The organism is Sphingomonas sp. BK069, assembly GCF_014193405.1.
Lineage (GTDB): Bacteria > Pseudomonadota > Alphaproteobacteria > Sphingomonadales > Sphingomonadaceae > Sphingomonas.
Genome location: NZ_JACHZH010000001.1, coordinates 1,365,626 through 1,389,551, shown reverse-complemented (window position 1 = coordinate 1,389,551; position 23,926 = coordinate 1,365,626). Strand labels below are relative to the sequence as shown.

Sequence of the window (23,926 nt, the reverse complement as noted above, 5' to 3'; positions counted from 1 at the left end):
TGCGGAGCGGTGGCTCCTGAAACGAGTTCAAGGTGACGGCAGTGGAGGGTGGAATCGCGCTCTCGCTCCTCCATTATCGGTTCGGGCACTCCTACGATCCCAAGGCGTTAGGGCGCGATACCCGTCGGGAGATGCCGCATGCCCAACGTCGCCGAACTGCTCGTCGACACGCTCGCCCAGGTCGGCGTGCGCCACGTCTTCGGGATCGTCGGCGACGCGCTCAACCCCTTCACCCACGCGATCGAGCAGGACGGTCGGCTGGATTGGATCGGCGTCCGCCACGAGGAGGGCGCCGCGCTCGCGGCGGCCGGGCAGGCCAAGCTGACCGGCCAGCTCGCGGTCTGCTGCGGCACCACCGGGCCGGGCGGCAATCACCTCGTCGCCGGGCTGTACGAGGCGCGCAAGGACCATGCTCCGGTGCTCGCGATCACTGGCGGCGTACCCGGCGCGCACCGCGGCACCGACTATCTCCAGGAGGACTCGCCCGACCTGCTGTTCCGCGACGTCGCGGCCTATACCCAGACGGTCGCGGCGGCGGAGCAGGCGCCGGCGGTGTTCCACCAGGCGATCGCCGAGGCATATGGCGCGCGCGGCGTCGCGCACCTCAACATCCCGCCCGACGTGTTCGCGGCGAGCGCGCCCGGCGCGGTGCCGAGCCTCGCCACGCTGCGCCCGCTGCCTGAAGTAGCGCCCGCCGAGCCCGACATCGCTGCCGCGGCCGCGCTGATCGCGGCGGCAAAGAGCGTCGCGATCTTCTGCGGCGCTGGTTGCCGGGGCGCCGCCGAGGAGCTGCGTCAGCTCGCCCAGCGGCTGCACGCGCCGCTGCTCCACACCTACCGCGGCAAGGAGATCATGGCTTATGACGAGCCCTATTGGATCGGCGGCGTCGGGCTGATCGGCGGCACCGCGGGCACGGACGCGGTGCAGCAGGCCGATCTGCTGGTGATGCTCGGCACCGATTACCCTTATGTCGACTTCCTGCCCAAGCACGGCAACGTCATCCAGGTCGACGAGCGCGCACTCGCAATCGGGCGGCGCGCGCCGGTCAAGCTAGGCGTGGTCGGCTCGGTGCGGCCGACGATCCGCGCGCTGCTCGAGCGGCTGCCGCAGCGCACCGACACCGCCTTCCTCGACCGCGCGCAGGAGCGCCGCGCCGACTGGGACCGGATGCTCGACGAGCGCGCCGACCCCGCGCGCTCGGGCGACAAGATCCACCCGCAGGCGGTGGCGCGCGCGGTGAGCGACCGCGCCGCGACCGACGCGATCCTCGTCACCGATACCGGGGAGGTGACGCTCTGGGCGGCCAACTGGCTCCGCCAAACCGGGCGGCAGCGGATCACGGGCTCGTTCAACAATGCCGCGGTGGGCACCGGCATGGGGATCGCCAACGGCGCGCAGCTGCTCGACCGCCAGCGGCAGGTGATCCTCCACGTCGGTGACGGCGGGCTGACGATGCTGCTGGGCGAGTTCATGACCGCGGTGGAGCACGAACTGGCGGTGAAGGTGGTGGTGTACGACAACTCCGGCTGGGGGCTCGTCCACCTCGAGATGGAGGGGGCAGGGCTGCCCGCGGCCAAGGGCACCGGCTTCCCCAACCTCGACTTCGCCGCCTTCGCGCGCGCGTGCGGCGCGCAGGGCTTCACCGTGCGCGACGCCACCGCGCTGAACGCGACCGTGGCGGAGTTCCTCGCGGTGCCGGGGCCGGCGATCCTGCACGCTCTGGTCGACCCGGCCGAGGTGCCGGCGATGCCGCACGTCGACGCCAAGCAGGCGCTGCGCTTCGGCATTGCCAAGGTGCGGGAGCTGATCGGGCGGTGAGGGAGCGGCGGGGTAGGTATGCGAGGGACGAGCTCGCCTTCCCACTCACGGCCGTCATCCCGGCCTTGAGCCGGACTCCATCCGTCCATGGACGCAACGCCGGCGGCGCTCGCGGCACCGTGGATCTCTGGTCGAGCCCGGGATGACGGGCGGGGCTAGCCAGTTTCGGAACAACCAACCCTTTGAGTTCGGACCCTTGGATCCCGGCTCGGCGCCGGGCTGACGAAGGCCGCTGGCCGCGTCTGACGCCGCTCGCTATCACCCCGCGGATGATCACCTTCGTTCTCGCCCGCGCCGATAACGGCGTCATCGGTGTCGACGGGCGATTGCCGTGGCACCTGCCCGCCGATCTTAAGCGGTTTAAGGCGCTCACCATGGGGCAGGCGATGGTGATGGGGCGCAAGACCTTCGAGAGCTTCCCCGCGCCGCTGCCCGGCCGCCGCCATGTCGTGCTCACCCGCGACCCGGCGTGGCACGCCGCCGGCGCCGAGGTGGCGCACACCCCCGACGCCGCCTTCGCGCTCGCCCGCATTGGCGAGCCGGACGCGCGCGTCGCGGTGATCGGCGGCGCCGAGATTTTCGCGCTCCTGCTCGACCGCGCCGATCGGATCGAGCTCACCGAGGTCCATGTCGCCCCCGCCGGCGACGCGATCGTCCCGGCCTTCACCGGCTGGCGCGAGTTGGCGCGTGAGTCGCACCCGGCGGAGGGCGACCGTCCCGCGCATGACTTCGTCACGCTGGCACGGTGACGCTGGCACCGGGGCGGCCGAGCCGCTAAGGCGCCGCGCATGGAGCGGCTTGACGGCGGCTCGGCGGTGCCGGCCGGGCTGGCCGGCGGGATCGTCGCGCTGGGCAATTTCGACGGTTTTCACCTCGGTCACCAGGCGGTCGTCGGCCGCGCGGTCGAGCGCGCGCGCGCGGAAGGGCGCCCCGCGCTGGTCGCCACCTTCGACCCGCACCCGGTGCGCTACTTCCGCCCCGACACCCCGCCGTTCCGGCTCACCACGCTCGACCAGCGCGCGCGCCTCTTCGCCGCCGCGGGGGCCGACGCGATGGTGGTGTTCCACTTCGACGAGGCGCTCGCCGGGCTCCACGCCGACGCCTTCGTCGCCGAGCGGCTGGTCGGCGCGCTGCGCGTCGGCGGCGTCGTCACCGGCGAGGACTTCACCTTCGGCCACCGCAAGAGCGGCGACATCGCCACGCTGCGAGCCGCCGGCGCGGCGCACGGTTTCTCGGTCGACACGGTCGGCGCGGTGATGCTCGACGGCGAGCCGGTCTCGTCCACGCGCGTCCGCGCCGCGCTCGGCGCAGGCGACCCGCGCGGCGCGGCGCGGCTGCTCACCCGCCCGTTCGCGATCGAGGGGGTGGTGCAGCACGGCGACAAGCTCGGCCGCACGATCGGCTATCCCACCGCCAACCTCGACATGGGGAAGTATCTGCGCCCCGCCTACGGCATCTACGCGGTGCGCGGGCGGCTGGCAGGCGGGCGCGTGCTCGACGGTGCCGCCAATCTCGGCATCCGCCCCAGCTTCGACCCGCCCAAGGAGCTGCTCGAGCCCTTCTTCTTCGACTTCTCGGGCGATCTCTACGGCCAGCCGCTCGAGGTCGAGCTGATCGACTATATTCGCCCCGAGGCGAAATTCGACACGCTCGACGCGCTGGTGGCGCAGATGGACTCGGACTGCGCCACCGCGCGGGCGTTGCTGGCGCGCTGACGCGGCGCTAAGGCCATGCCCCACATGGCCGACGCACCCGACACGCCGCGCGACTGGCGCAACACCGTCTTCCTGCCGAAGACCGACTTTCCGATGAAGGCGGGGCTCGCGCAGAAGGAGCCCGCGATCCTCGACCGCTGGAAGCGGATCGGGCTGTACGAGCGCCTGCGCGAGCAGCGCCAGGGGCGCGAGCGCTGGATCCTCCACGACGGCCCGCCCTACGCCAACGGCGACATCCACATGGGCCACGCGATGAACAAGGTGCTGAAGGACGTGATCGTCCGCAGCCGCTCGCTGATGGGCTATGACGCGCCCTACGTGCCCGGCTGGGACTGCCACGGCCTGCCGATCGAGTGGAAGGTCGAGGAGGCGTATCGCGCCAAGAAGCTCGACAAGGACCAGGTGCCGGTCGCGCAGTTCCGCGCCGAGTGCCGCGCCTATGCCGACAATTGGGTGCAGATCCAGAAGGAGCAGTTCCAGCGGCTCGGCGTGATGGGCGACTGGGACAACCCCTATCTCACCATGCGCTACGAGGCCGAGGCGGTGATCGCGGGCGAGCTGCTCAAGTTCGCCGAGAGCGGCCAGCTGTATCGCGGCGCCAAGCCGGTGATGTGGAGCCCGGTGGAGAAGACCGCGCTGGCCGAGGCCGAGGTCGAGTATGAGGATGTGATCTCGACCCAGATCGACGTCGGCTTCGAGGTGATCGACTGCCCCGAATATCCGGGGCTGGCCGGCACGCTGGCGGTGATCTGGACGACGACGCCCTGGACGATCCCGGTGAATCAGGCGCTCGCCTACGGTTCGGCGATCGACTATCTCCAGTTCGAGCACGAGGGCCGGCGCTATCTCGTCGCCGAGCCGCTGATGCCCGCCTTCACCAAGCGCACCGGCATCCCGATGGGCACGATCGTCGCGCTGATCAAAGGCCCGGTGCTGGAGGGCGCGACCGCGCGCCACCCGATGCATCACCTCGGCGGCTTCTTCGCGACGCCGCGGCCGTTCCTCGAGGGCGACTTCGTCACCACCGACGCGGGCACCGGGCTGGTGCATATGGCGCCCGACCACGGCGAGGACGACTTCCTGTTGTGCAAGGCCAACGGCATCGAGCCGGTGTTCGCGGTCGACGCCGCCGGCTTCTACCGCGCCGACTGGGCCTGGCTCGGCGGGCAGGGCAGCGTGATCAACAAGAAGTTCGTCGCCAGCGAGGGGCCGATCTGCGCCGACCTGCGCGCGGCGGGCGCGCTGCTCGGCGCGAGCGACGACTTCCAGCACAGCTACCCGCACTCGTGGCGCTCCAAGGCAAAGGTGATCTTCCGCGCGACTCCGCAATGGTTCATCCCGATGGACGTGGCGAGCGGCGCGGCGGCGGGTGACTCTGCCACGGCCGGAGCGGGTGCGGCGGACGAGGCCGAGCGTGGCAACGCTCCCACCCTCCGCCAGCTCGCGCTCGACGCGATCGCACGGACCCAGTGGGTGCCGCCGCGCGCGGAGAATCGCATCCGCTCGATGGTGGAGGGGCGCCCCGATTGGGTGATCAGCCGCCAGCGCGCCTGGGGCGTGCCGATCGCGCTCTACGTGAACCGCGCCACCGGCCAGTATCTCAACGATCCCGCCGTCAACGCGCGGATCGTCGCAGCCTTCCGCGACGGCGGCGCCGACGCCTGGTTCACCGCCGACCACCAGAGCCTTCTCGGCAAGGCGCACGACCTCGCCGACTATGAGCCGGTCAACGACATTCTCGACGTGTGGTTCGACTCGGGCTCGACCCACGCCTTCGTCGTCGAGGCCCGCTACGGGGAAGGCACGCGCGCCAACCTGTACATCGAGGGCTCGGACCAGCATCGCGGCTGGTTCCAGTCGTCGCTGCTGGAGAGCTGCGGCACGCGCGGCCGCGCGCCCTATGACGCGGTGCTCACCCACGGCTTCGCGCTCGACGGCCAGGGCCGCAAGATGTCGAAGAGCCTCGGCAACGTCGTCGACCCGCTGAAGGTGATCGGCGAATCGGGCGCGGACATCCTGCGGCTGTGGGCGGTCTCGACCGACTATTTCGACGACATCCGCATCGGCAAGGAGGTGCTCGCCACCGCCTCGGACTCGTACCGCAAGCTCCGCAACACCTTCCGCTACCTGCTCGGCGCGCTCGACAGCTTCGCCGAGGAGGAGCGCGTGCCCGTCGCCGAGATGCCCGAGCTAGAGCGCTACGTGCTCCACCTGCTCCACGCGCTCGACATGGAGCTGAAGGAGGCGGCGCGCGGCTTCGAGTTCAACCGCTACGTCCGCCTGCTCGCCGACTTCGCCAACGAGGACCTGTCGGCCTTCTTCTTCGACGTGCGCAAGGACTCGCTCTATTGCGACGCCGCCGGCGACGTGAAGCGCCGCGCCTATCGCACCGTGCTCGACGTGCTGTTCCACGCCCTGGTGCGGTACGCCGCGCCGGTGCTGGTCTTCACCGCCGAGGAGGTGTGGCAGGCGCGCTTCCCCGACGAGGCGAGCTCTGTCCACTTCCTCGAGTGGCCGATCCTGCCCGATCCCGCCGCCGAGGACCTCTCGGCGCGCTGGCAGGCGGTGCGCGCGCTGCGTGTCCGCGTCACCGAGGCCATCGAGCCGCTGCGTCGCGAGAAGACGGTGCGCTCCAGCCTGGAGGCGGAGGTGACCGTGCCCGACCTGCCGCTCGACGCGGCGCAGCTCGCCGAGGCCTTCATCGTGGCGAAGGTGACGCCGGCGCAGAGCGTCGACGTGACCCGGACCGACTATCACAAATGCGGCCGCTGCTGGCGCCACCTCCCCGAGGTGACGGTCGACGACGCGCTGTGCGACCGCTGCGCAAGCGTGGTGGGGGAGGGCGCGTGAGCCGGTCGCTGCCGCGCCTCGGGCTCGCGATCGCGCTCGTCGTCTTCGTCGTCGACCAGCTGGTGAAATGGGTCGTCACCGGCCCGCTCGCGATCGACTTCCTCGGCGCCTATCGCGAGATCCTGCCGATCTTCGACCTGCGCTTCACCAAGAACGAGGGCGTGTCGCTCGGCATGCTGCGCGCCGAAACCGACACGATGCGCTGGCTGCTCGTCGCCTTCACCGGCGCGATCGCGGTGGCGGTGGCAGTGTGGCTGTTCCGCGAGGAGAAGACCGGCGAGCAGGCCGCGCTGGGCCTGGTGCTGGGCGGCGCGCTCGGCAACATCCTGGATCGCGTGCGGCTGGGCTATGTGGTCGACTTCGCCGACCTCCATTTCGGCGAGTGGCGGCCCTTCCTGGTCTTCAACGTCGCCGACGCCGCGATTACGATCGGCGTGCTGATTCTGCTGGTGCGCGCGCTCCTGATCCGCGAGAAGCGCCCCGATCCTTCGGAGAATGTCCATGCGTAAGTCTGTCGTCGCGGTGTCCGGTATGGCGATGCTCGCCCTGCTCGCCGGCTGCGGCAAGCGCGGCTACGACCGCGCCCGCCCCGACGAGTTCGCGGTGGCGCGCCAGGCGCCGCTGATCATCCCGCCCGATTTCGCGCTGGTCCCGCCGCAGCCGGGCGCCGCGCGCACCCAGGGCAACAACCCGCAGGCGCAGGCGCTCGACGCACTGTTCGGCGGCCCGGCGCAGCGCAGCGCGGCCGAGGCCGGCGTGGTGGATCAGGCGGGCGGCACCAGCGCGGCACCCGCGGGCATCCGCTCGGAGGCGGGCGACCCCAAGACCAACGTCGTCGACAAGGGCCAGACCACGCGCGACATCATCGCCGCGCCCCAAGGCGACGGCCAGGACGCGCGCGCGAGCGCGGGTGCTGCCACGAGCGCGCCGGCCGCCGCACCGGCGACGCCGGTGCCTGCCACGCCGACACCGCAGCAGTAAGGGAAGGGCGTCGCGCCCTGAGACACTAGGTCGTATAGGCAGAGACTGAGCCGACTAGCCGCTGCCTCACGCCGTTTCCGTCACCCCGGACTTGTTCCGGGGTCTACCCGCCCGCAAGCGCCGCGGCTGACGAACGTGCTGCACGGTGGATCGCGGACCAAGTTCGGGATGACGGCAGTGGTTGGAAGGCTCCGCTTTACCGCTTTTACGGTCTGATCCAGCCCAGCTGAACCGTGTTCCTGCGTCCGCCAGAGCACCCGCTGGTTCACGCCAGAAGGATGATGGGCTAGCCCATCACCCCGCGCCATGCCGCGAGCCCTCGCTCCAGGTCGGCGATCAGGTCGTCCGGATCCTCCAGCCCGATCTGCAGCCGCACCAGCGGCCCCTCGAACCCGCACACGGTGGCGCTACGATGCCGCTGCGGGTCGATCGGCACGGCGAGGCTCTCGAACCCGCCCCAGCTATAGCCGATGCCGAAATGCTCGAGCGAGTCGATCAGCGCCGAACGGGCTGCGTCGCTCCCGCCCGCCAGCACGAACGAGAACAGCCCCGACGCGCCCGCGAAGTCGCGCTGCCACAGCTCGTGACCGGGGCACGACGGCAACGCCGGGTGGAGCACGCGCGCCACCTCGGGCCGTGCCTCCAGCCACCGCGCCACCGTCAGCGCGCTGCGCTCGTGCTGCGCCAGCCGTACCGCCATCGTGCGCAGCCCGCGGCTGCCGAGGAAGGCATCGTCGGCGCTGATCACCTGGCCGAGCTGGAAGCTGGTGTCGCGCAGCGCCGCGAACCGTCCCGGCGCCGCGGTGACCGAGCCCATCATCACGTCGGAATGGCCGCCTATATATTTGGTGCAGGCGAGCACCGAGTAATCGACTCCCAAGCCGATCACGGGGAAGAGCAGCGGCGTCGCCCAGGTGTTGTCGATCACCGTCGCCACCCCGCGCGCCTTGGCGGCGGCGATGATCGCGGGCACGTCCTGCACCTCGAAGGTCAGGCTGCCGGGGCTCTCCATGAAGATCACGCGGGTGCGCTCACCGATCAGCCCGGCGATGCCCGCACCGATCAGCGGATCATAGTAGCGCGTGGTGATCCCCATGCGCGCGAGCAGCTTGTCGGCGAGCGAGCGGGTCGGGTCATAGGCGCTGTCGACCAGCAGCAGCTCGTCGCCGGGCGACAGCAGGGCCAGCAGGCAGGCCGCGATCGCCGCCACGCCTGAGGGGTAGAGGAAGGTCGCCTCGGCGCCGGGTTCGAGCTCGGTGAGCGCGTCGGCGAGGCTCCATTGCGTCGGCGTGCCGCGGCGGCCGTAGAAGAGGCGGTGGTGCGTGTCGCGTGCGCCGGTCGCGCGCAGGTGCGCGACGTCGTCGTAGAGGATCGTCGAGGCACGCCACACCGGCGTGTTGACGACCCCGCCTGTCCATTCGTCGCGGCGCCCGGCCTGGACGACGCGGGTGGCGGGCTTCACCGGCCGGTCGCTCATGCCGCCCCCGTTGCCTTGGGGGTGCTCGGGTCCGCGCCCCACTCGGTCCAGCTGCCGTCGTAGACCGCGGCGTCTCGCCCGAGCAGGTGCGCGCCGAAGGCGAGCACGCTCGCGGTGATGCCCGAGCCGCAGGTCATCACCATCGGCCGGTCGAGGTCGACGCCAGCGTCGCGGAAGGCGGCGGCGAGCGCCTCGCCGCGCTTCCACCGGCCGTCTTCGTCGAACAGCCGCTTGTAGGGCAGGTTGCGCGCGCCGGGGATGTGGCCGGGGGCGACGCCGGTGCGCGGGTCGGGCTCCGCGCCGGTGAAGCGCGCGGCCGAGCGCGCGTCGACGATCTGCGCGCTCGCGTCGCGCTGGATCGCGCGCATCGCTTCGAGATCGCGCAGCCGCGTCGTGCCAGCGCCGGCGTCGACCGCGCGCGGCGGCACCGCGCTTTCGCCCTGCTCCAGCGGGAGACCCGCCTGCTTCCACGCCGCCAGCCCGCCGTCGAGCAGCGCGACCCGATTGAAACCGAAGGCGCGCAGCATCACCCAGGCGCGCGCCGCGGTATGATGGGGCGCGTCGTCGTAGAGCACGATTCGGGTGGCGCGATCGATCCCGAGCCGGGCGGCGCCCCCGGCGAACTGCGCCGCGCCCGGCATGGTCGAGGGCAGGTCGCTCGCCGCGTCGGAGAAGCCGGCGAGGTCCATGTAGAGCGCGCCCGGCACATGGCCCGCGCGATACTCGGCGGCGTGGTCGCGCGGCGGCTCGCCGGGCAGCAGCGCGTCGTAGCTGGCGTCGAGCACGCGCAGGTCGGGTGCGCCGAGCTGGTCGGCGAGCCAGGTGGCGGAGACGAGTGGGTCCATACACCTCTCATAGCCGGGGCGCGCAGTGCGGCAACAGGTCGCATTCCGCGCCGCGCGCGCCTATGTGCGCGCGCATGAACCCGATGCATCTTGGCCAGAACAGCCCGCTCCCCGCTTCGCCGCAGGAAGCGGTGCTCGACTATGTCCCTAACCCGCGTCCCGGCCAGACTTATCTGGTGCGCTTCACCCAGCCCGAGTTCACCTCGCTCTGCCCGGTGACGGGACAGCCCGACTTCGCGCACCTCGTGCTCGACTATGTGCCGGGCGAGACGATCGTCGAGTCCAAGTCGCTCAAGCTGTTCCTCGGCTCGTTCCGCAACCATGCCGCCTTCCACGAAGATTGCACCGTCGGCATCGGGCAGCGGCTGTACGAGGAGATGCGCCCGCGCTGGCTGCGCATCGGCGGCTATTGGTACCCGCGCGGCGGCATGCCGATCGACGTCTTCTGGCAGTCGTCCGCGCCGCCGGCCGATCTGTGGCTGCCCGATCAGGGCGTTGCCGCCTATCGTGGGCGCGGTTGATCCTGATCAGCCGAGTCGGGTATCCCGCAGTGCAGCAAATCTGCAACCAATCGCGTCATGGCTGGTTCAGAGGAGAGGCACGGCGTCACGTGGTGTCCGTGCTGCACCAGCGAAGGTATGAGGATGAACCAGTCGGCCGTTCCGCAGGACGTCAATCACATCGCGCTGATCGGTAATTTCCTGCCGCGACAGTGCGGCATCGCGACGTTCACGACCGACACCTACCAGGCACTGCGTGCACGTTTCCCCGATACCCAGGTCGACGTCTATGCGATGGACGATCATCCGGGGCGCTACGCCTATCCCGAGGCAGTCACCGGCGCGATCCCGCAGCACGACCTCTCCGCCTACGTCGCCACCGCGCGCCGGATCGAGGAGAGCGGGGCGCAGGTGCTGTGGCTGCAGCACGAATATGGCATCTTCGGTGGCGAGGCCGGCGGCCATATCTTCGCGCTGCTCGACCGGCTGACCATCCCGCTCATCGTGACGCTCCACACCGTGCTGGAGAAGCCGAGCGCGTCCGAGCGCACGGTACTGGAGGGGTTGCTGCGGCGCGCTTCCAAGGTGATCGTGATGGCCGAACGCGGCCGCGAGATCCTCGAGCGCGTCTACGGCGCCAGCCCCAAGTCGATCGCGGTGATCCCGCACGGCGTGCCCGACCGGCCGTTCGCGGAGCCGGACGCGTTCAAGGCGCGCTTCGGCTGGGACGGCAAGCGCGTGATCCTCACCTTCGGCCTGCTCGCGCCGGGCAAGGGGATCGAGACGATCGTCGAGGCGATGCCCGCGGTGGTCGAGAAGAACCCCGACGCGATGTACATCGTGCTGGGCGCGACCCACCCCAATCTGGTCGCGCACGAGGGCGAGAAATATCGGGACTCGCTCAAGGCGCGCGCGGCCGAGCTCGGCGTAGGCGACAATGTCGCCTTCATCGACGCGTTCGTCGACCACGACGAACTGATCGACCATCTTCAGGCGGCGGACATCTATGCCACGCCGTATCTCAACCCGGCTCAGATCACGAGCGGCACGCTCAGCTACGCCGTCGGCGTCGGCAAGGCGGTGATCTCGACACCCTATGTCCACGCCACCGAGATCCTGGCGGACGGGCACGGGGTGCTGGTCGACTTCCGCGACTCCGCCGCCTTCGCGCGCGAGATCAACAATCTTCTGGGCAGCGCCCGCAACCTCGGACGTCTGTCCTCGCGTGCCTATGCGCGTGGCCGAACGATGATCTGGCCTCGTGTAGTGGAGCAAGCAATGGAAGAGATCGCGACGAGTATCGCGACCCAGCCGCGGCGCCTCCGCGGCGGCGGCGACACCGACACAAAGGTGTTGCCTCCCGAGATCGCCGCCGTCGAGCGGATGAGTGACTCGACCGGCATGTTGCAGCACTCGATCTACTCGGTGCCCGACCGCCGCCACGGCTATTGCATCGACGACAACGCGCGCGCGCTGATGCTGATGAGCGCCGTTCCCGAGCTCGACGCGGCGACGCGCGACAAGTGGATGACGATCTACGCCTCGTTCGTGCAATATGCCTGGAACCCCGAGGCTCGGCGCTTCCGCAACTTCATGAACTTCGACCGCACCTGGTGCGAGGACGTCGGTTCGGAGGATTCCAACGGCCGCACGCTGTGGGCACTGGGCGTCACCGCGCGTGACGCGCACGAGGCCAAGCACCGTGACTGGGCGCGCGCGATGTTCGACTCGACCGCGACGCTCGCGCTCGAGCTGGAGAGCCCGCGCGCGCAGGCGTTCGCGATGCTCGGCGCCGCGGCGATGCTGGAGGCCTCGCCGCGCCACGAACTGGCCACCCAGATCCTGCGTCGCTTCCCCGACGAGCATCTCAAGCTGCTCGACGCGGCGCGCCGGCCCGAATGGGGCTGGTTCGAGATCGTGCTCGCCTATGACAATGCGCGTCTGCCCGAGGCGATGCTGCGCGCCGGCATCGCGCTCCAGCGGCCCGACCTGGTCGCCTGCGGGATCGACACGCTCGAGTGGATCGTCGCCAAGCAGACCGCGCCCGAAGGGCATTTCCGCGCCGTCGGTTCGGAGAGCTTCGGCCGTGTCTATGCCGAGCCGCTGCCGTTCGACCAGCAGCCGCTCGAGGCCCAGGCGACGATCGACGCCTGCGCCGCGGCGTTCGACGCCACCGGGGACACGCGCTGGTACGATGAGGCCAAGCGCGCCTACGACTGGTATCTTGGCGTCAACGATCTCGACCTGCCGCTGGCGACCCAGCGCGACGGCGGCTGTTTCGACGGATTGATGCCGACCGGGCTCAACCGCAACCAGGGCGCCGAGTCGATCCTGGCGCTGCAATTGGCCTCGTGCGCGATTTCGGGGCTTTCAATCCGCGTCGGAAAAGTGGCAGGGACGCAGCGCGACGTCGCCTGAGCGGCGTCGCGCGCGTACCGTCGTTCACTAAGACGAGGCTGGTCCTTGGAGCTGTTCAACCACCGGCTGCGTCTGCATGCCGATCCGTCGCGCGTCGTGGTGCGGCCCTTCCACATCGGCTGGATCGCCAACGCCAATGGCGTCAGCCGATCGGAGCGGCTGATCGCCGAGGTGCTCGACATGCCACCGCAAGAGGCGCGCGATCAGCTCGACCTCGTGCTCAAGGACTTCGAGGCGCGTCACTGGCAGACCCGCCGCGTGTTCATGACCCGCTACGATGAGATCGCGGCGGCACACGGGCTCGACGGCAGCCGCATCAGCGACGAGAAGCGCCAGCTGATCGGCGCCTATTTCTGCCACGAATACAGCTATGCCGCCGCGGCGCTGATGAACCCCAGCGCGGTGCCGCATCCCGACCAGAGCGGGATGGAGGACGGTGCGCAGCGCATCCTGATGAGCCTGCGCGCGGTGGGTGAGGGGCATATCTCCTCGGTCGCCTTTCGCGAGGGCATCATCACCTCGGACAACGAGCTCAAGCTCGCCCCTGAGCCGCCCTTCGCCACCGCGACGGACGCAACCGGCACCGACGAGGAAGCGCCGCCGACGGGGCCGGTGACGGTCTATCGCCATCGCGACAGCACGCTGTCGGGCACGGTGATCTTCCCGATCACCGACGCCCAGTCCAAGGGGCTGGAGGACCTGCGCCTCGTCCATTTCGAGCACGACGACGGCAGCGTCGAGTGGCTCGGCACGTACACCGCCTACAATGGCGCGACGATCCAGTCCGAGCTGCTGCGCACGCGCGACTTCCGCGCCTTCGACCTCGTGCCGATGACGGGCAGCGCGGCGCGCAACAAGGGGATCGCGCTGTTCCCGCGCAAGGTGGGCGGACAGTATCTCTCGATCGGGCGGCAGGACGGCGAGAACCTGTACCTGCTCAAGACCGACAACCTCACCCACTGGGACGAGGGCGAGCTGATCCTCAAGCCGGTCTTCCCCTGGGAGTTCGTCCAGATCGGCAATTGCGGGCCGCCGATCGAGATCGAGGAGGGCTGGCTGCTGCTGACCCACGGCGTCGGCGCGATGCGCAAATATTCGATCGGCGCGGCCTTGCTCGACAAGGACAATCCCGCGCGCGTGATCGGCCGCACCCGCTCGCCGATCCTCGCTGCCGCGGACCAGGACCGCGAGGGCTATGTGCCCAACGTGGTCTACACCTGCGGCGCGATGAAGCACGGCGACAAATTGTTCATGCCTTATGGCATCGCCGACAGCTCGGTTGGCTTCGCCTTCGTCTCGATCAGCGAGCTGCTCGACAAGATGTGAGAACCCGGGGGCGGGGCGGCGGAGCACGCTTCCCGCTCCCTCTCCCGTCATCCCGGACTTGTTCCGGGACCCACTCCACCGCGAAAGCAACCCGCGACGGGAGAGACGCGGGATGACGAAGGGGGAAAAGCAGGTCTCGCTCAATGCCGGGATGACGGTGTGACCCTCACTCCACCGCCAACCGCCGCGTCCGCCGGTATAGCCCCCAGGTCACCGCCGCGAACAGCAGCGTCCCCGCGACCAGCGCGGCCTGCTCGTGCCCGCTTACCAGCGCGAGCGGCGCGTCGGTGCCGCTCTCGTAGACGATCCCCGCGAATACCACGTTCCACAGGCTTTCACCCACGATCATCCCGGTCGCGGTGAGTACGCCGAGTCGCTTGGACGCTTCGCCATCGCCGGTGCGCTCCGCCCATTTGTCGTAGAAGTGACCAAGCAGCGCGCCGATCACCACGGTGAGCGTCGCCGACATCGGCAGGTAGATGCCCAGCCCGACGCCGAGCGGCGGCAGCCGCAGCCGGCCCGCGCGCCCGAGCGCCTCGTCGAGCAGCACGAACACGCCGCCCGCCGCCGCGCCCCAGCCGATCATCGTCCAGTTGAGATCGCCGCCCAGCACCCCCTGCGCCAGCGCGGAGATCAGCGCCGCCTGCGGCGCCGCCAGCGCGTTCGGCCCCGCGCCCGGCATGCCCGCGAAGCCGAACGAGGTGTAGAGCAGCTGCATCACCGGTGGCACCACCAGCGAGCCGAAGCAGACACCGATCACCAGCGCCACCTGCTGCTTCCACGGCGTCGCGCCGACCAGCTGTCCGGTCTTGAGGTCCTGCAGGTTGTCGTTGGAGATGGTGGCGATGCCGAAGACGATGCCGGTGACGATCAGCGCATAGGCGACCAGCGCCGCGACCTCGTCCGGCGCGCCGCCGCGACCGAACCAGCCCGCCAGCATCGCCGCCGCGGCGAGCACCGAGAGGATGCCGATGCCGGAGACGGGCGAGTTGGACGCACCGATCAGCCCCGCCATATAGCCGCACACCGCCGCGATCACGAGCCCGACCACCAGCACGAACAGCAGGCTGCCGACGATCAGCAGCCACTCGCTGCCTGCCAGCGGTCCGCCGCCGATCACCGAGTGGAGCAGGAGCGCGATCGGCAGCAAGGTCGCCAGCGTCCCCGCCGCGACGACCCAGAAGGGCAGGTCCTGCTCCTCCACCGCCATGTCCGTGCCGCGCGCGGCACCGAGCGAGGCGCGCAGCCCCGCGGCGACGGGCGCGGCGATCCGGATCAAGGTCCAGATCGCGGCGACGCCGATCACGCCCGCGCCGAAGAAGCGCACGTCGGTGCGGAACACGCCATTGGCCCAAGCGGCGACGTCGCCCGCCTGCGGCGCCATGGCGGTGAGGATCGGCAACACCAGCCACCAGCCGACCGCGACACCGAGCAGGATGGCCATGCCGGCGGAGAGGCCGATCAGATGCCCCGCGCCGAGCAGCGCGAAGGAGAGCCCGCCGGTGACTCCGGTCGCGCCCGCGCCGACGCGGAAGAAGGTCGCCGCCTCGGCCGCGATCAGCCGCGTCTGGGTGAGGATGGCGAAGGCGGCGGAGGCGAGCGTGCTGCCGAGGATCGCGGTGAGCCCGCGCGCGCTCTCGCTGCTGCCGCTGCGGCTCTCCTCGCCGACCTTGAGCACCTCCGCGGCGGCGCGCCCCTCGGGATAGGGTAGCGGCGTGTCGACGACGAGCGCGCGGCGCAGCGGCACCGAGAACATTACGCCGAGGATGCCGCCGGTGGCGGTGATCGCTGCGGTGGTGAGGAAGGGGAAGCCCTGCCAATAGCCGATCATCACCAGCCCGGGCAGCACGAAGATGATCGCCGCGAGCGTCCCCGCGGCCGAGGCGACGGTCTGGACGATGTTGTTCTCGAGGATCGAGGCGCCGCGAAAGGCGCGCAGCACCGCCATCGAGATCACCGCGGCGGGGATCGAGGTGGCGAACGTCAGCCCGATCTTGAGCCCGAGGTACACGTTGGCGGCGGTGAACAGCAGCGTGATGACGCCGCCGAGCAGGATGCCGCGGAGGGTGAGTTCGGTGGTGGGGGCGCCGGCACGACCGAGATCAGCGGGAGATTGGTTCATCCCGCGACCGTGGCACAGCGGGGCGGGTGATGACAGAGGCCGTGCGCTCGCTCACCGACACTGCCAAGATCGGGACCATTGGCGGGCGAGGTCCCGCCCGGGAGGGAGCGACCCTGCGTCGCTCCCTCCGCTCGCATGCCGGTCCGACCGGCTGCATCCTATCCATCCTGCCCGCGCATTTTATTTTGTCGAAGAAGTGCGGCGACTCGGACCCTAGCCGTGACGCGGTCCAAAAAAAAGGCCGGGCAGAGCCCGGCCGAAAAGTTTTTAGGAGAGGATGCCTGAAAGGCACGGCTTTTGTGCATCGCACCACGCCATGACGCAAGTGCAATATTTCCAATCCGAATTGCATTAACTGCAATCGACGGTGGGAATCCACCTGTCTCGACAGCCCCGCGGTGACCGCCTAGCAGGCGGCGACAAACAGGAGGCACGACGGATGGCGCAGGCGCTTCGAGTGGCATTGGCGGGGCTCGGGACGGTCGGCGGCGGGGTGATCCGCGTGCTCGATGAGAACCGCGAGCTGATCGCGCGGCGCGCCGGCCGGCCGATCGACGTGATCGCGGTCTCCGCGCGCGACCGCAGCAAGGACCGCGGCGTCGATCTCTCGCGCTTTGCCTGGGTCGACGACACCGCCGCGCTCGCCGAGGCGGACGCCGACGTTGTCGTCGAGCTGATCGGCGGCGCCGATGGTCCGGCGCTGACGCTCGCACGCCGCGCGTTGTCGGCAGGCCGCCACGTCGTCACCGCCAACAAGGCGATGCTCGCGCATCACGGGCTCGAGCTGGCCGGGGCCGCCGAGGCGAGCGGTGCCGCGCTCAAGTTCGAGGCCGCGGTCGCCGGCGGCATCCCCGTGATCAAGGGACTGCGCGAGGGCGCCGCCGCCAATGCGATCGCGCGCGTCTATGGCATCCTCAACGGCACGTGCAATTTCATCCTCTCCAAGATGGAGGCAGAGGGCCGCGACTTCGCCGACGTCCTCGCCGAGGCGCAGGCGCTCGGCTATGCCGAGGCCGACCCGTCGTTCGACATCGACGGCGTCGACGCCGCCCACAAGCTCTCCATTCTCGCCAGCCTCGCCTTCGGCACCGCGCCCGCTTTCGCACAGGTCGCCGCGAGCGGAATCCGCCACCTGCTCGCCGCCGACATCGCCGAGGCCGCGGCGCTGGGTTATCGCGTCCGGCTCGTCGGTGTCGCCGAGGCCGATAGCGCAGGGTTGTTCCAGCGCGTCCACGCGCACCTGGTGCGCTTCGATCACCCGCTCGCGCATGTCACCGGCGCCACCAACGCGGTGGTGGCGGAGGGCAATTTCGTCGGTCGGCTGCTGTTCCAGGGCGCCGGCGCGGGCGAGGGGCCGACCGCGAGCGCGGTTGTCGCCGACCTGATCGACATCGCGCGCGGTGAGTTCGGGCCGCCGTTCGCCATGCCCGTCGCGGCGCTGACCGAGGCGGCCGCCGCGCCCAGCGGCGAGCGCCGCGGCCGCGCCTATCTCCGCTTCGCGGTGGCCGACCGCGTCGGCGTGCTCGCCGAGATCGCCGCGGCGATGCGCGACGCGGGCGTGTCGATCGAGAGCCTGATCCAGCGCGGCGCGCTCGCCGACGGCAGCGTGCTGGTCGCGATCGTCACGCACGAGGGGCCGGAGCGCTGCGTCGCCGCGGCGCTGGAGCGGTTGCGCGGCTCGCAGAGCCTGAACGGCGAGCCGATGTGGATGCACCTGCTCGACTGATCGCGGCGGGGGCAATCGACGCTACCCACCCTCGTCATCCCGGGCTTTACCCGGGATCCATGGTGCCGTGCACGCCGTAGGGGCCGGTCACCGATACGCGCGTCCATCGTCCCTCACGGCCGCACGCGACCGGTCATGACGGGTTCGTCGAGGTCGATCGCGACCGCATCGCGCTTCGGCTTCTTGGCCCGCAACGCGCCGGCGACGTCGCGCACCAGCAGGCCGGGGTTGGTCGCCTCGCCCGCTTCCTCGCAGCAGCTGCCGGGCGCGACCAGCTTCTGCACGCCGCGCACCAGCGCGGTGCCGAGCCCGAACAGGTTGACGCCGGTGGTGCAGCCCCTTTGAGTCGCGCCGCACGGCGTCGCCTCTGCCCGCAGCGCGCCGAGACCGGAGCGGTCGGGATTGACCGCGGCGGGGCCAACCGGTGCTGCCTCGGCAGGGAGCGGCAGTAATGGATCGGGCGGCGCCTCGGCGCACACCACCACCTCGCCCTCGACGCGGCCGCGCGTGCAGCGCTGATCGGCGACCGGCACCAGGATCGAGATGCGCTCCGGTGGTGCCGCGGCGGGCGTGGCGGCCTGAAGCGCGAGAAGCAGCGGTAGCATCGCCGTCCAGCCTGGGCGCGACCTCCGCCGCGGTCAATCTGCCGCGATCAGCGGTACGTCGCGCAACGACCGGTGGTAGAGGAGATGCCGGGGAGCACGCGCCCCTCGGGCATCTGACCGGCCGCGGCGACCTTGCGCAGGCCCGCGCCGCACGCCGCGCCACCAGGCACGGCATCGCGGCTCCGACTGCCGCTCCTTCCATAGGCCGACACGCTCGCCTGGGCCTGCGCCGCCGCGCGCACGATGGCGGCGTCGCTCGCGCGCTGCTGCGGCGAGCCGCAGGCGGTGCCGAGCAGCGGCGCGGCGATCAGGCTGGCGTAGCGCGCGCCGGCACGCGCGCGGCGCGACGCGATCACGGGTTCAGCGCGATGTCGTCGCGATCGTCGAGCTCGTCGTCGTCGACGCTGCCGTCGTCGAACTCGTCCTGCACCTCGTCCTCGTCGACGTCGGCCTCGTCCTGGTCGGTCTCGCCGTCCTGCTCGGCGACCTCGCCGTCGACCATCTCGAGCTCGTCCTCGTTCTCGCTCTCGTCGTCCTCGCCGGTGTCGGGGTCAAGGTCGGTGATGATTGTGCCGTCGCTCGGACCGTCGCGCGTCGCCTCGAGGATCTCGGCGCGCTGGCTTTCGTCGTAACCGTCCTCGTCATAGCCGTCGTCACCGGGGCCCTGACCGTGGATATGCTGCCCGCCCATGCCGATCTCCTCATCTACGATGCCGGGACGAACGGCAGGCGAGGGCGCGCGGTTCCGTCAGCGCGCCGCGAAGAGGCGCCCGCGCTCGGTCACCAGCACGATCGCCAGCGCCACCACGCCCGCGAACAGGAAGCCGGCGTTGAGCGGCACCGTCGTGCCGTCGAAACGCTGGCCGATCAGGGCGCCGATCGCAGCGCCCACCGTCACGCTGGTGAAGCCCTGCACGCTCGAGGCGGTGCCGGCGATATGCCCCATCTTCTCCATCGCCATCGCCGAGAAGTTCGAGCTGGAGAGGCCGAAACAGCCCATCGCAACCGCCTGCAACACCGCGAAGCCGACGAGCGTCTCGTGCCCGCTCAGCGCCAGCAGCAGGTGCAGCCCGGCGACCAGGATCAGCGTCACTACCGCGGCATGGCCGAGCCGGCGCGTGCCGACTCGCATCACCAGCCGCGCGTTGGCGAGGTTGGCCACCGCCATCGTCCCCGCGGTGGTGGCGAAGATCAGCAGCAGCAGGCGCGGCCGCCCGAACACGTCCGCCATCACCTGCTGGATCGAGTTGATATAGCCGTATAGCGCGCCCATCAGCGCGGTCGCGGCGAGCGTGTAGCCGAGCGACCAGCGGTCGCTGAGCGTCAGCTTCCACCCCGCGGTGAGCCGCGCCAGCGAGAAGGGGTGGCGGTCCTCGGCGTGGAGCGTCTCGGGCATGCGGAGCGCGAACCAGGCGAGCACCAGCAGGGTCGCGCCGCCGACCGCCCAGAAGATGTCGCGCCAGCCGCCGAACAGCAGCACGATCGTGCCGAAGCCGGGCGCGAGCACGGGGACGATCATGAAGACGATGAAGGTCATCGACATCACCCGCGCCATCGCGCGCCCCTCGAAACAGTCGCGCACGATCGCCACCGTCGTCACCCGCGCCGCCGCGATCGCCAGTCCGGCGATGATCCGCGCGGCGAGCAGCAGCGCGAAGCTGCCCGCCATCGCGCAGAGCGCGTTCGCCACGGCATAGACCGCCAGCGTGGCGAGCAGCGAGCGCCGCCGCCCGAACCGGTCCGCGAGCGGGCCGTGGAGCAGCTGCCCCGCGCCGAAGGCGATGAGGAAGGCGCCGATGACATATTGCCGCTCGTTCGCCCCCGGTGCGCCCAGCGCCGCGCCGATCGTCGGCAGCGCGGGCAGCATCGAGTCGATCCCCAATGCGGTCAGCGCCATCAGCGCCGCGATCAGCGCGACGAACTCGGGCAGCGGGATCGGCGGCGCGGCGACGGGAGCCGCGGGGGGCGGGGCGGGGGGCGTCGGCATGCCGCGCGCCTTAGGTGGCGGGTGCCGCGCTGTCACCTCGCCGCGCGCGGGTAGCAACCCGGATCGGGAAGGTTTATTGCCCGGCGATCAACCGATTGGACCGACGTCATGCTCGATACCCCCGCCGCCGCGGTGCCCACGCTTAGCCTTGCCGAACAGGACCGCGACCCCGACGGCTTCGCCGCCGCGCTGGGCGGCTCCTTCGAGCGCTTCGGCTTCGCCATCGTCGCCGATCATGGCGTGCCTCAGGATCTGATCGAGCGCGCCTGGGCCGAGACCGCGGCACTGTTCGCGCTGCCCGAAGAGGAGAAGCGCGGCTACCACGTCCCCGGCGCCGGCGGCGCGCGCGGCTACACGCCGTTCAAGACCGAGATCGCCAAGGACGCCCGCCACGTCGACCTCAAGGAATTCTGGCACGTCGGGCGCGAGCTGCCGGCGGGGCACCGTTATGCCGCGGACATGCCCGCCAACGTCTGGCCGGCGCGGCCCGAGGGGTTCAAGGACACGTTCCTCGCGCTGTTCGAGGCGTTCGACCGCGCCGGCGACCGGCTGCTGTCGGCGATCGCGCGTCACCTCGGGCTCGCGCCGGACTGGTTCGACCCGGCGGTGCGCGACGGCAACTCGGTGCTGCGCCTGCTTCATTACCCGCCGATCCCGGCCGACGCCGAGGGCGTGCGCGCGGGTGCGCACGAGGACATTAACCTGATCACCCTGCTGCTCGGCGCCGAGGAGGCGGGGCTTGAGCTGCTCGAGCGCGACAGCGGGCGCTGGCTCGCGATCAAGCCGCCGGCGGGGGCGATGGTGGTCAATGTCGGCGACATGCTGCAGCGGCTGACCAACCACGTGCTGCCCTCGACCACGCACCGCGTCGTCAACCCGCCGCCCGAGCGCCGCGGCCACTCGCGCTACTCGATGCCCTTCTTCCTGCACCCCGCGCCCGACTTCCTGATCGAGACGCTGCCGCAGACGATCAGCGCGGCGAACCCGGACCGCTACCCGACGCCGATCACCGCCAACGGCTACCTCCACGAGCGGCTGGTCGAGATCGGGCTGATCAAGAAATAGCGTGGGGCAATCCTCTCCGCCTAGTGGGGAGGATCGTCATCCCACCCTCAGGCGATTCGCTCAGGCCGCTCCGCGGCGTCGGCGGCGATCGCGCTGTCGGGCGCCATCGCCTCCCAGGGGAAGACGAACCAGTCCTTGGTCACCGCACGGTCGATCACGCGCGCGGCATAATCGACCCGCTGCGCCGAGCCGACATTGTCGATCAGCGTGGCGAAGCGGACGCTGCCCTCGGCCGCGCCGGCGCGCGCGAGCATATCGCGCAGGTGGCCGATGGTGCGGCCCGAGTCGTTGATGTCGTCGACGAACAGCAGCGGCTCGCCCGCGCGGCTGCGCGCGGCCAGCCGCTCGATCGCCTCGGCGGCGAGCGCCTCCGATTGGGAGGAGTAATCCACCGCCAGCATCGGCAGCCCGGTGGCGTGGCTGAGATAGACCGCGGGGATCAGCCCGCCGCGGCCGATGCCGATGAGATGCGCCGGCGCCCAGTCGGCGGCGGCGAGCGAGTCGGCCAGCGCGCGGACGGCGGCGACCAGGTCGGCGTGGGTGATGGCGGTGTAGATCGGCATCGCGGGCGTGTAGCGCCGATGGCGCGCGCGGGCGAGGGGGGTGGCGGGGCACGCTTAGCTCATGCACCGCTCCGGCGGACGCCGGGGCCCAGTTGGGAAGGTTCGTGTGGGAGCCACTGAGGTCGCCCACCTGGACCCCGGCGTCCGCCGGGGTGGAGCCTCTACGATGAAGCACTGGGGGCACTGGCCGAACAACCACCCCCACGGCTCACCGCCGCAGCAATCCCCCCAGCACCCCGCGCACCACCGAGCCGATCAGACCGCCCGACGCACCGCCGCCGCGTCGCCCGCCGCCGAGCACCGCCTTGGTCACCTCGTTCGCCACCGTTCGCCCCAGCGCCGAGGAGGCCGATCGCGTCGCCGAGGTCATCGCGCGGTTCCACGGGTCGTTGGCGCGCTCACGTTCCTCGGCGCGCTGCGCGCGCTCGGCCTCGCGCTGCGCCGTGATCCGCTCGCGCGCCTGCCGCGCCTCCTCCTTTGCCTGGAGCGCGGCGGCCTTGCTCGCCTCGTCCTGCGCGGTCGCGGCGGCGCGCGCGGCGGCGGCCTCCTGCGTCTTGGCGGCGAGCAGCTCCTCCGCCGACTCGCGGTTCACCAGCGTGTCGTAGCGGTCGCCCACCGCGTCGGTGGCGAGCAGCACCTTGCGCTCCTCGGGCGTCACTGGCCCGACGCGGCTCGCCGGCGGCCGTACCAGCGTGCGCTCGACCGGGCTGGGCGAGCCGTCGGCCTGGAGCAGCGACACCAGCGCCTCGCCCGTCCTGAGCTCGGTGATCGCCCCCGCGACATCGACCCCGGGATTGGCGCGGAAGGTCTGCGCCGCCGCCTGCACCGCTTTCTGGTCACGCGGGGTGAAGGCGTTGAGCTTGTGCTGCACGCGGTTGCCGAGCTGGCCCGCGACCTTGTCGGGGATGTCGATCGGGTTCTGCGTGATGAAATAGACGCCCACGCCCTTGGAGCGGATCAGCCGCACCACCTGCTCGATCTTGTCGAGCAGCGCGTCGGGCGCGTCGTCGAACAGCAGGTGCGCCTCGTCGAAGAAGAAGCACAGCTTGGGCTTGTCGAGATCACCCACCTCGGGCAGCTGCTCAAACAACTCGCTCAGCAGCCACAGCAGGAAGGTGGAGTAGAGCCGCGGCGCCGCCATCAGTTTGTCGGCGGCGAGGACGTTGACGAGGCCCTGGCCCTGGTCGTCGTGGCCGAGCAGGTCGCCCAGCTCGAGCGCGGGCTCGCCGAAGAAGTGGGTCGCGCCCTGGCTGCGCAGCTGCAGCAGCGAGCGCTGGATCGCGCCGACCGACTGTTTGGAGACGTTGCCCCACCGCGCGGTCAGCTCCTGCGCGCGCTCGGCGCAATGCGCCAGCACGGCCTGGAGGTCGTCGAGGTCGAGCAGCAGCAGATGCTCCTCGTCGGCGAGCTGGAAGGCGATCGTCAGCACGCCCTCCTGCACCTCGTTGAGCCCCATCAGCCGTGCGAGCAGCAGCGGCCCCATCTCGCTCACCGTGGTGCGTACCGGGTGGCCCTGCTCGCCGAACAGGTCCCAGAACTGCACCGGGCAGGCGGCATAGGACCAGTCGGTGAGCCCGATCTCGGTGGCGCGGGCGGCGAAGGCGGCGTGGGTCTTGGCGGTCGCCGCGCCAGGCATGGCGAGGCCGGAGAGATCGCTCTTCACGTCGGCGACGAAGCAGGCGACGCCCGCGCGCGAGAAGCCCTCGACGATGCCCTGGAGCGTGACGGTCTTGCCGGTGCCGGTCGCGCCCGCGATCAGGCCGTGGCGGTTGGCGCGCGCGAGCTGGAGCCACTGCGGCTGCGCGCCGCCCGCGTTCGCGCCGATGAAGATGCCGTCCGCCAAGGTTCTGCTCCTGCCGCTGGTCTCGCTCACCTATGTCATAGGATGCGGCGCGGGCGGCGTCACGGGGGAGCGGGCGGGCGGCAAC

General features: G+C 70.8%; 20 protein-coding genes. 11 read left to right on the top strand and 9 right to left on the bottom strand.

What is annotated here, in order from left to right; translation table 11 throughout:
• Window positions 1-138 precede the first annotated feature (138 nt).
• From FHY02_RS06765 to FHY02_RS06740, 6 genes are all read left to right on the top strand, one after another.
• Window positions 139-1,818 (top strand): thiamine pyrophosphate-binding protein, encoded by a 1,680-nt coding sequence (locus FHY02_RS06765; protein WP_183921047.1) that lies wholly within the window; start codon window positions 139-141, stop codon window positions 1,816-1,818.
• A 269-nt stretch (window positions 1,819-2,087) separates the two neighbouring features.
• Window positions 2,088-2,567: a dihydrofolate reductase gene (locus tag FHY02_RS06760; protein WP_183921046.1), complete on the top strand. Its 480-nt coding sequence runs from the start codon at window positions 2,088-2,090 to the stop codon at window positions 2,565-2,567.
• Window positions 2,568-2,606: 39 nt separating this feature from the next.
• Complete coding sequence (locus FHY02_RS06755) at window positions 2,607-3,533, top strand: bifunctional riboflavin kinase/FAD synthetase (protein WP_183921045.1); 927 nt, start codon at window positions 2,607-2,609, stop codon at window positions 3,531-3,533.
• Window positions 3,534-3,557: 24 nt separating this feature from the next.
• Window positions 3,558-6,383 (top strand): isoleucine--tRNA ligase, encoded by a 2,826-nt coding sequence (ileS, locus tag FHY02_RS06750; RefSeq protein ID WP_183921044.1) that lies wholly within the window; start codon window positions 3,558-3,560, stop codon window positions 6,381-6,383.
• Complete coding sequence (gene lspA / locus FHY02_RS06745) at window positions 6,380-6,892, top strand: signal peptidase II (RefSeq protein ID WP_311731787.1); 513 nt, start codon at window positions 6,380-6,382, stop codon at window positions 6,890-6,892. The genes ileS and lspA overlap by 4 nt, the downstream gene beginning before the upstream one ends.
• Window positions 6,885-7,364, top strand: a complete 480-nt coding sequence (locus tag FHY02_RS06740; protein ID WP_183921042.1) for a DUF3035 domain-containing protein — start codon at window positions 6,885-6,887, stop codon at window positions 7,362-7,364. Before lspA ends, FHY02_RS06740 begins: the two co-directional genes overlap by 8 nt.
• Before the next feature lie 286 nt (window positions 7,365-7,650).
• Here FHY02_RS06740 and metC read toward each other — a convergent pair whose 3' ends face one another.
• A complete protein-coding gene (gene metC / locus FHY02_RS06735; protein ID WP_183921041.1) occupies window positions 7,651-8,841 on the bottom strand; it encodes a cystathionine beta-lyase in 1,191 nt (396 codons plus the stop codon).
• The gene (sseA, locus tag FHY02_RS06730; protein WP_183921040.1) at window positions 8,838-9,686 is read right to left on the bottom strand and encodes a 3-mercaptopyruvate sulfurtransferase; all 849 of its coding nucleotides are present in this window, start codon (window positions 9,684-9,686) and stop codon (window positions 8,838-8,840) included. Before sseA ends, metC begins: the two co-directional genes overlap by 4 nt.
• Before the next feature lie 74 nt (window positions 9,687-9,760).
• Here sseA and queF point away from each other — a divergent pair, with 74 nt between their 5' ends.
• The 3 genes from queF to FHY02_RS06715 all read left to right on the top strand — a co-directional run bounded on the left by queF (window position 9,761) and on the right by FHY02_RS06715 (window position 13,930).
• Window positions 9,761-10,207, top strand: a complete 447-nt coding sequence (gene queF, locus FHY02_RS06725; protein ID WP_183921039.1) for a preQ(1) synthase — start codon at window positions 9,761-9,763, stop codon at window positions 10,205-10,207.
• Between the two features lie 123 nt (window positions 10,208-10,330).
• Window positions 10,331-12,604 carry a glycosyltransferase family 4 protein gene (locus tag FHY02_RS06720; RefSeq protein WP_183921038.1) on the top strand — a complete coding sequence of 758 codons (2,274 nt, stop codon included), beginning with the start codon at window positions 10,331-10,333 and terminating at the stop codon, window positions 12,602-12,604.
• A gap of 45 nt (window positions 12,605-12,649) precedes the next feature.
• Window positions 12,650-13,930 carry a glycoside hydrolase family 130 protein gene (locus FHY02_RS06715; RefSeq protein WP_183921037.1) on the top strand — a complete coding sequence of 427 codons (1,281 nt, stop codon included), beginning with the start codon at window positions 12,650-12,652 and terminating at the stop codon, window positions 13,928-13,930.
• A gap of 166 nt (window positions 13,931-14,096) precedes the next feature.
• Here FHY02_RS06715 and FHY02_RS06710 read toward each other — a convergent pair whose 3' ends face one another.
• Complete coding sequence (locus tag FHY02_RS06710) at window positions 14,097-16,052, bottom strand: OPT family oligopeptide transporter (RefSeq protein WP_183921036.1); 1,956 nt, start codon at window positions 16,050-16,052, stop codon at window positions 14,097-14,099.
• Between the two features lie 439 nt (window positions 16,053-16,491).
• Here FHY02_RS06710 and FHY02_RS06705 point away from each other — a divergent pair, with 439 nt between their 5' ends.
• Window positions 16,492-17,778, top strand: a complete 1,287-nt coding sequence (locus FHY02_RS06705) for a homoserine dehydrogenase (RefSeq protein ID WP_183921035.1) — start codon at window positions 16,492-16,494, stop codon at window positions 17,776-17,778.
• A gap of 113 nt (window positions 17,779-17,891) precedes the next feature.
• On the opposite strand, the gene FHY02_RS06700 is transcribed toward FHY02_RS06705, so the two are convergent.
• From FHY02_RS06700 to FHY02_RS06685, 4 genes are read right to left on the bottom strand one after another with little or no spacing between them, the layout of a single operon-like run.
• Window positions 17,892-18,383: a hypothetical protein gene (locus FHY02_RS06700; RefSeq protein ID WP_183921034.1), complete on the bottom strand. Its 492-nt coding sequence runs from the start codon at window positions 18,381-18,383 to the stop codon at window positions 17,892-17,894.
• Window positions 18,384-18,430: 47 nt separating this feature from the next.
• Complete coding sequence (locus FHY02_RS06695; RefSeq protein ID WP_183921033.1) at window positions 18,431-18,739, bottom strand: hypothetical protein; 309 nt, start codon at window positions 18,737-18,739, stop codon at window positions 18,431-18,433.
• Window positions 18,736-19,074, bottom strand: coding sequence for a DNA primase (locus tag FHY02_RS06690; RefSeq protein WP_183921032.1), 339 nt, complete (start codon window positions 19,072-19,074; stop codon window positions 18,736-18,738). The genes FHY02_RS06695 and FHY02_RS06690 overlap by 4 nt, the downstream gene beginning before the upstream one ends.
• Before the next feature lie 57 nt (window positions 19,075-19,131).
• On the bottom strand, window positions 19,132-20,370 hold the full coding sequence (locus FHY02_RS06685; RefSeq protein WP_183921031.1) for a multidrug effflux MFS transporter: 1,239 nt from the start codon (window positions 20,368-20,370) through the stop codon (window positions 19,132-19,134).
• Window positions 20,371-20,478: 108 nt separating this feature from the next.
• On the opposite strand from FHY02_RS06685, the gene FHY02_RS06680 reads away from it, so the two are divergent.
• Window positions 20,479-21,435, top strand: a complete 957-nt coding sequence (locus FHY02_RS06680) for an isopenicillin N synthase family oxygenase (RefSeq protein WP_183921030.1) — start codon at window positions 20,479-20,481, stop codon at window positions 21,433-21,435.
• A 47-nt stretch (window positions 21,436-21,482) separates the two neighbouring features.
• On the opposite strand, the gene FHY02_RS06675 is transcribed toward FHY02_RS06680, so the two are convergent.
• Together FHY02_RS06675 and FHY02_RS06670 are read right to left on the bottom strand one after the other, a co-directional pair.
• Complete coding sequence (locus FHY02_RS06675) at window positions 21,483-21,998, bottom strand: phosphoribosyltransferase (protein ID WP_183921029.1); 516 nt, start codon at window positions 21,996-21,998, stop codon at window positions 21,483-21,485.
• Window positions 21,999-22,206: 208 nt separating this feature from the next.
• Window positions 22,207-23,841, bottom strand: coding sequence for a helicase HerA-like domain-containing protein (locus tag FHY02_RS06670; RefSeq protein ID WP_183921028.1), 1,635 nt, complete (start codon window positions 23,839-23,841; stop codon window positions 22,207-22,209).
• Window positions 23,842-23,926 lie beyond the last annotated feature (85 nt).

Excerpts from the sequence above, each read along its gene's own strand:
- FHY02_RS06765 (WP_183921047.1), top strand. The coding sequence starts at position 139 with ATGCCCAACGTCGCCGAACTGCTCGTCGACACGCTCGCCCAGGTCGGC.
- FHY02_RS06760 (WP_183921046.1), top strand. The coding sequence starts at position 2,088 with ATGATCACCTTCGTTCTCGCCCGCGCCGATAACGGCGTCATCGGTGTC.
- FHY02_RS06755 (WP_183921045.1), top strand. The coding sequence starts at position 2,607 with ATGGAGCGGCTTGACGGCGGCTCGGCGGTGCCGGCCGGGCTGGCCGGC.
- ileS (WP_183921044.1), top strand. The coding sequence starts at position 3,558 with ATGGCCGACGCACCCGACACGCCGCGCGACTGGCGCAACACCGTCTTC.
- FHY02_RS06740 (WP_183921042.1), top strand. The coding sequence starts at position 6,885 with ATGCGTAAGTCTGTCGTCGCGGTGTCCGGTATGGCGATGCTCGCCCTG.
- metC (WP_183921041.1), bottom strand. The coding sequence starts at position 8,841 with ATGAGCGACCGGCCGGTGAAGCCCGCCACCCGCGTCGTCCAGGCCGGG.
- sseA (WP_183921040.1), bottom strand. The coding sequence starts at position 9,686 with ATGGACCCACTCGTCTCCGCCACCTGGCTCGCCGACCAGCTCGGCGCA.
- queF (WP_183921039.1), top strand. The coding sequence starts at position 9,761 with ATGAACCCGATGCATCTTGGCCAGAACAGCCCGCTCCCCGCTTCGCCG.
- FHY02_RS06720 (WP_183921038.1), top strand. The coding sequence starts at position 10,331 with ATGAACCAGTCGGCCGTTCCGCAGGACGTCAATCACATCGCGCTGATC.
- FHY02_RS06710 (WP_183921036.1), bottom strand. The coding sequence starts at position 16,052 with ATGAACCAATCTCCCGCTGATCTCGGTCGTGCCGGCGCCCCCACCACC.
- FHY02_RS06705 (WP_183921035.1), top strand. The coding sequence starts at position 16,492 with ATGGCGCAGGCGCTTCGAGTGGCATTGGCGGGGCTCGGGACGGTCGGC.
- FHY02_RS06700 (WP_183921034.1), bottom strand. The coding sequence starts at position 18,383 with ATGCTACCGCTGCTTCTCGCGCTTCAGGCCGCCACGCCCGCCGCGGCA.
- FHY02_RS06690 (WP_183921032.1), bottom strand. The coding sequence starts at position 19,074 with ATGGGCGGGCAGCATATCCACGGTCAGGGCCCCGGTGACGACGGCTAT.
- FHY02_RS06685 (WP_183921031.1), bottom strand. The coding sequence starts at position 20,370 with ATGCCGACGCCCCCCGCCCCGCCCCCCGCGGCTCCCGTCGCCGCGCCG.
- FHY02_RS06680 (WP_183921030.1), top strand. The coding sequence starts at position 20,479 with ATGCTCGATACCCCCGCCGCCGCGGTGCCCACGCTTAGCCTTGCCGAA.
- FHY02_RS06675 (WP_183921029.1), bottom strand. The coding sequence starts at position 21,998 with ATGCCGATCTACACCGCCATCACCCACGCCGACCTGGTCGCCGCCGTC.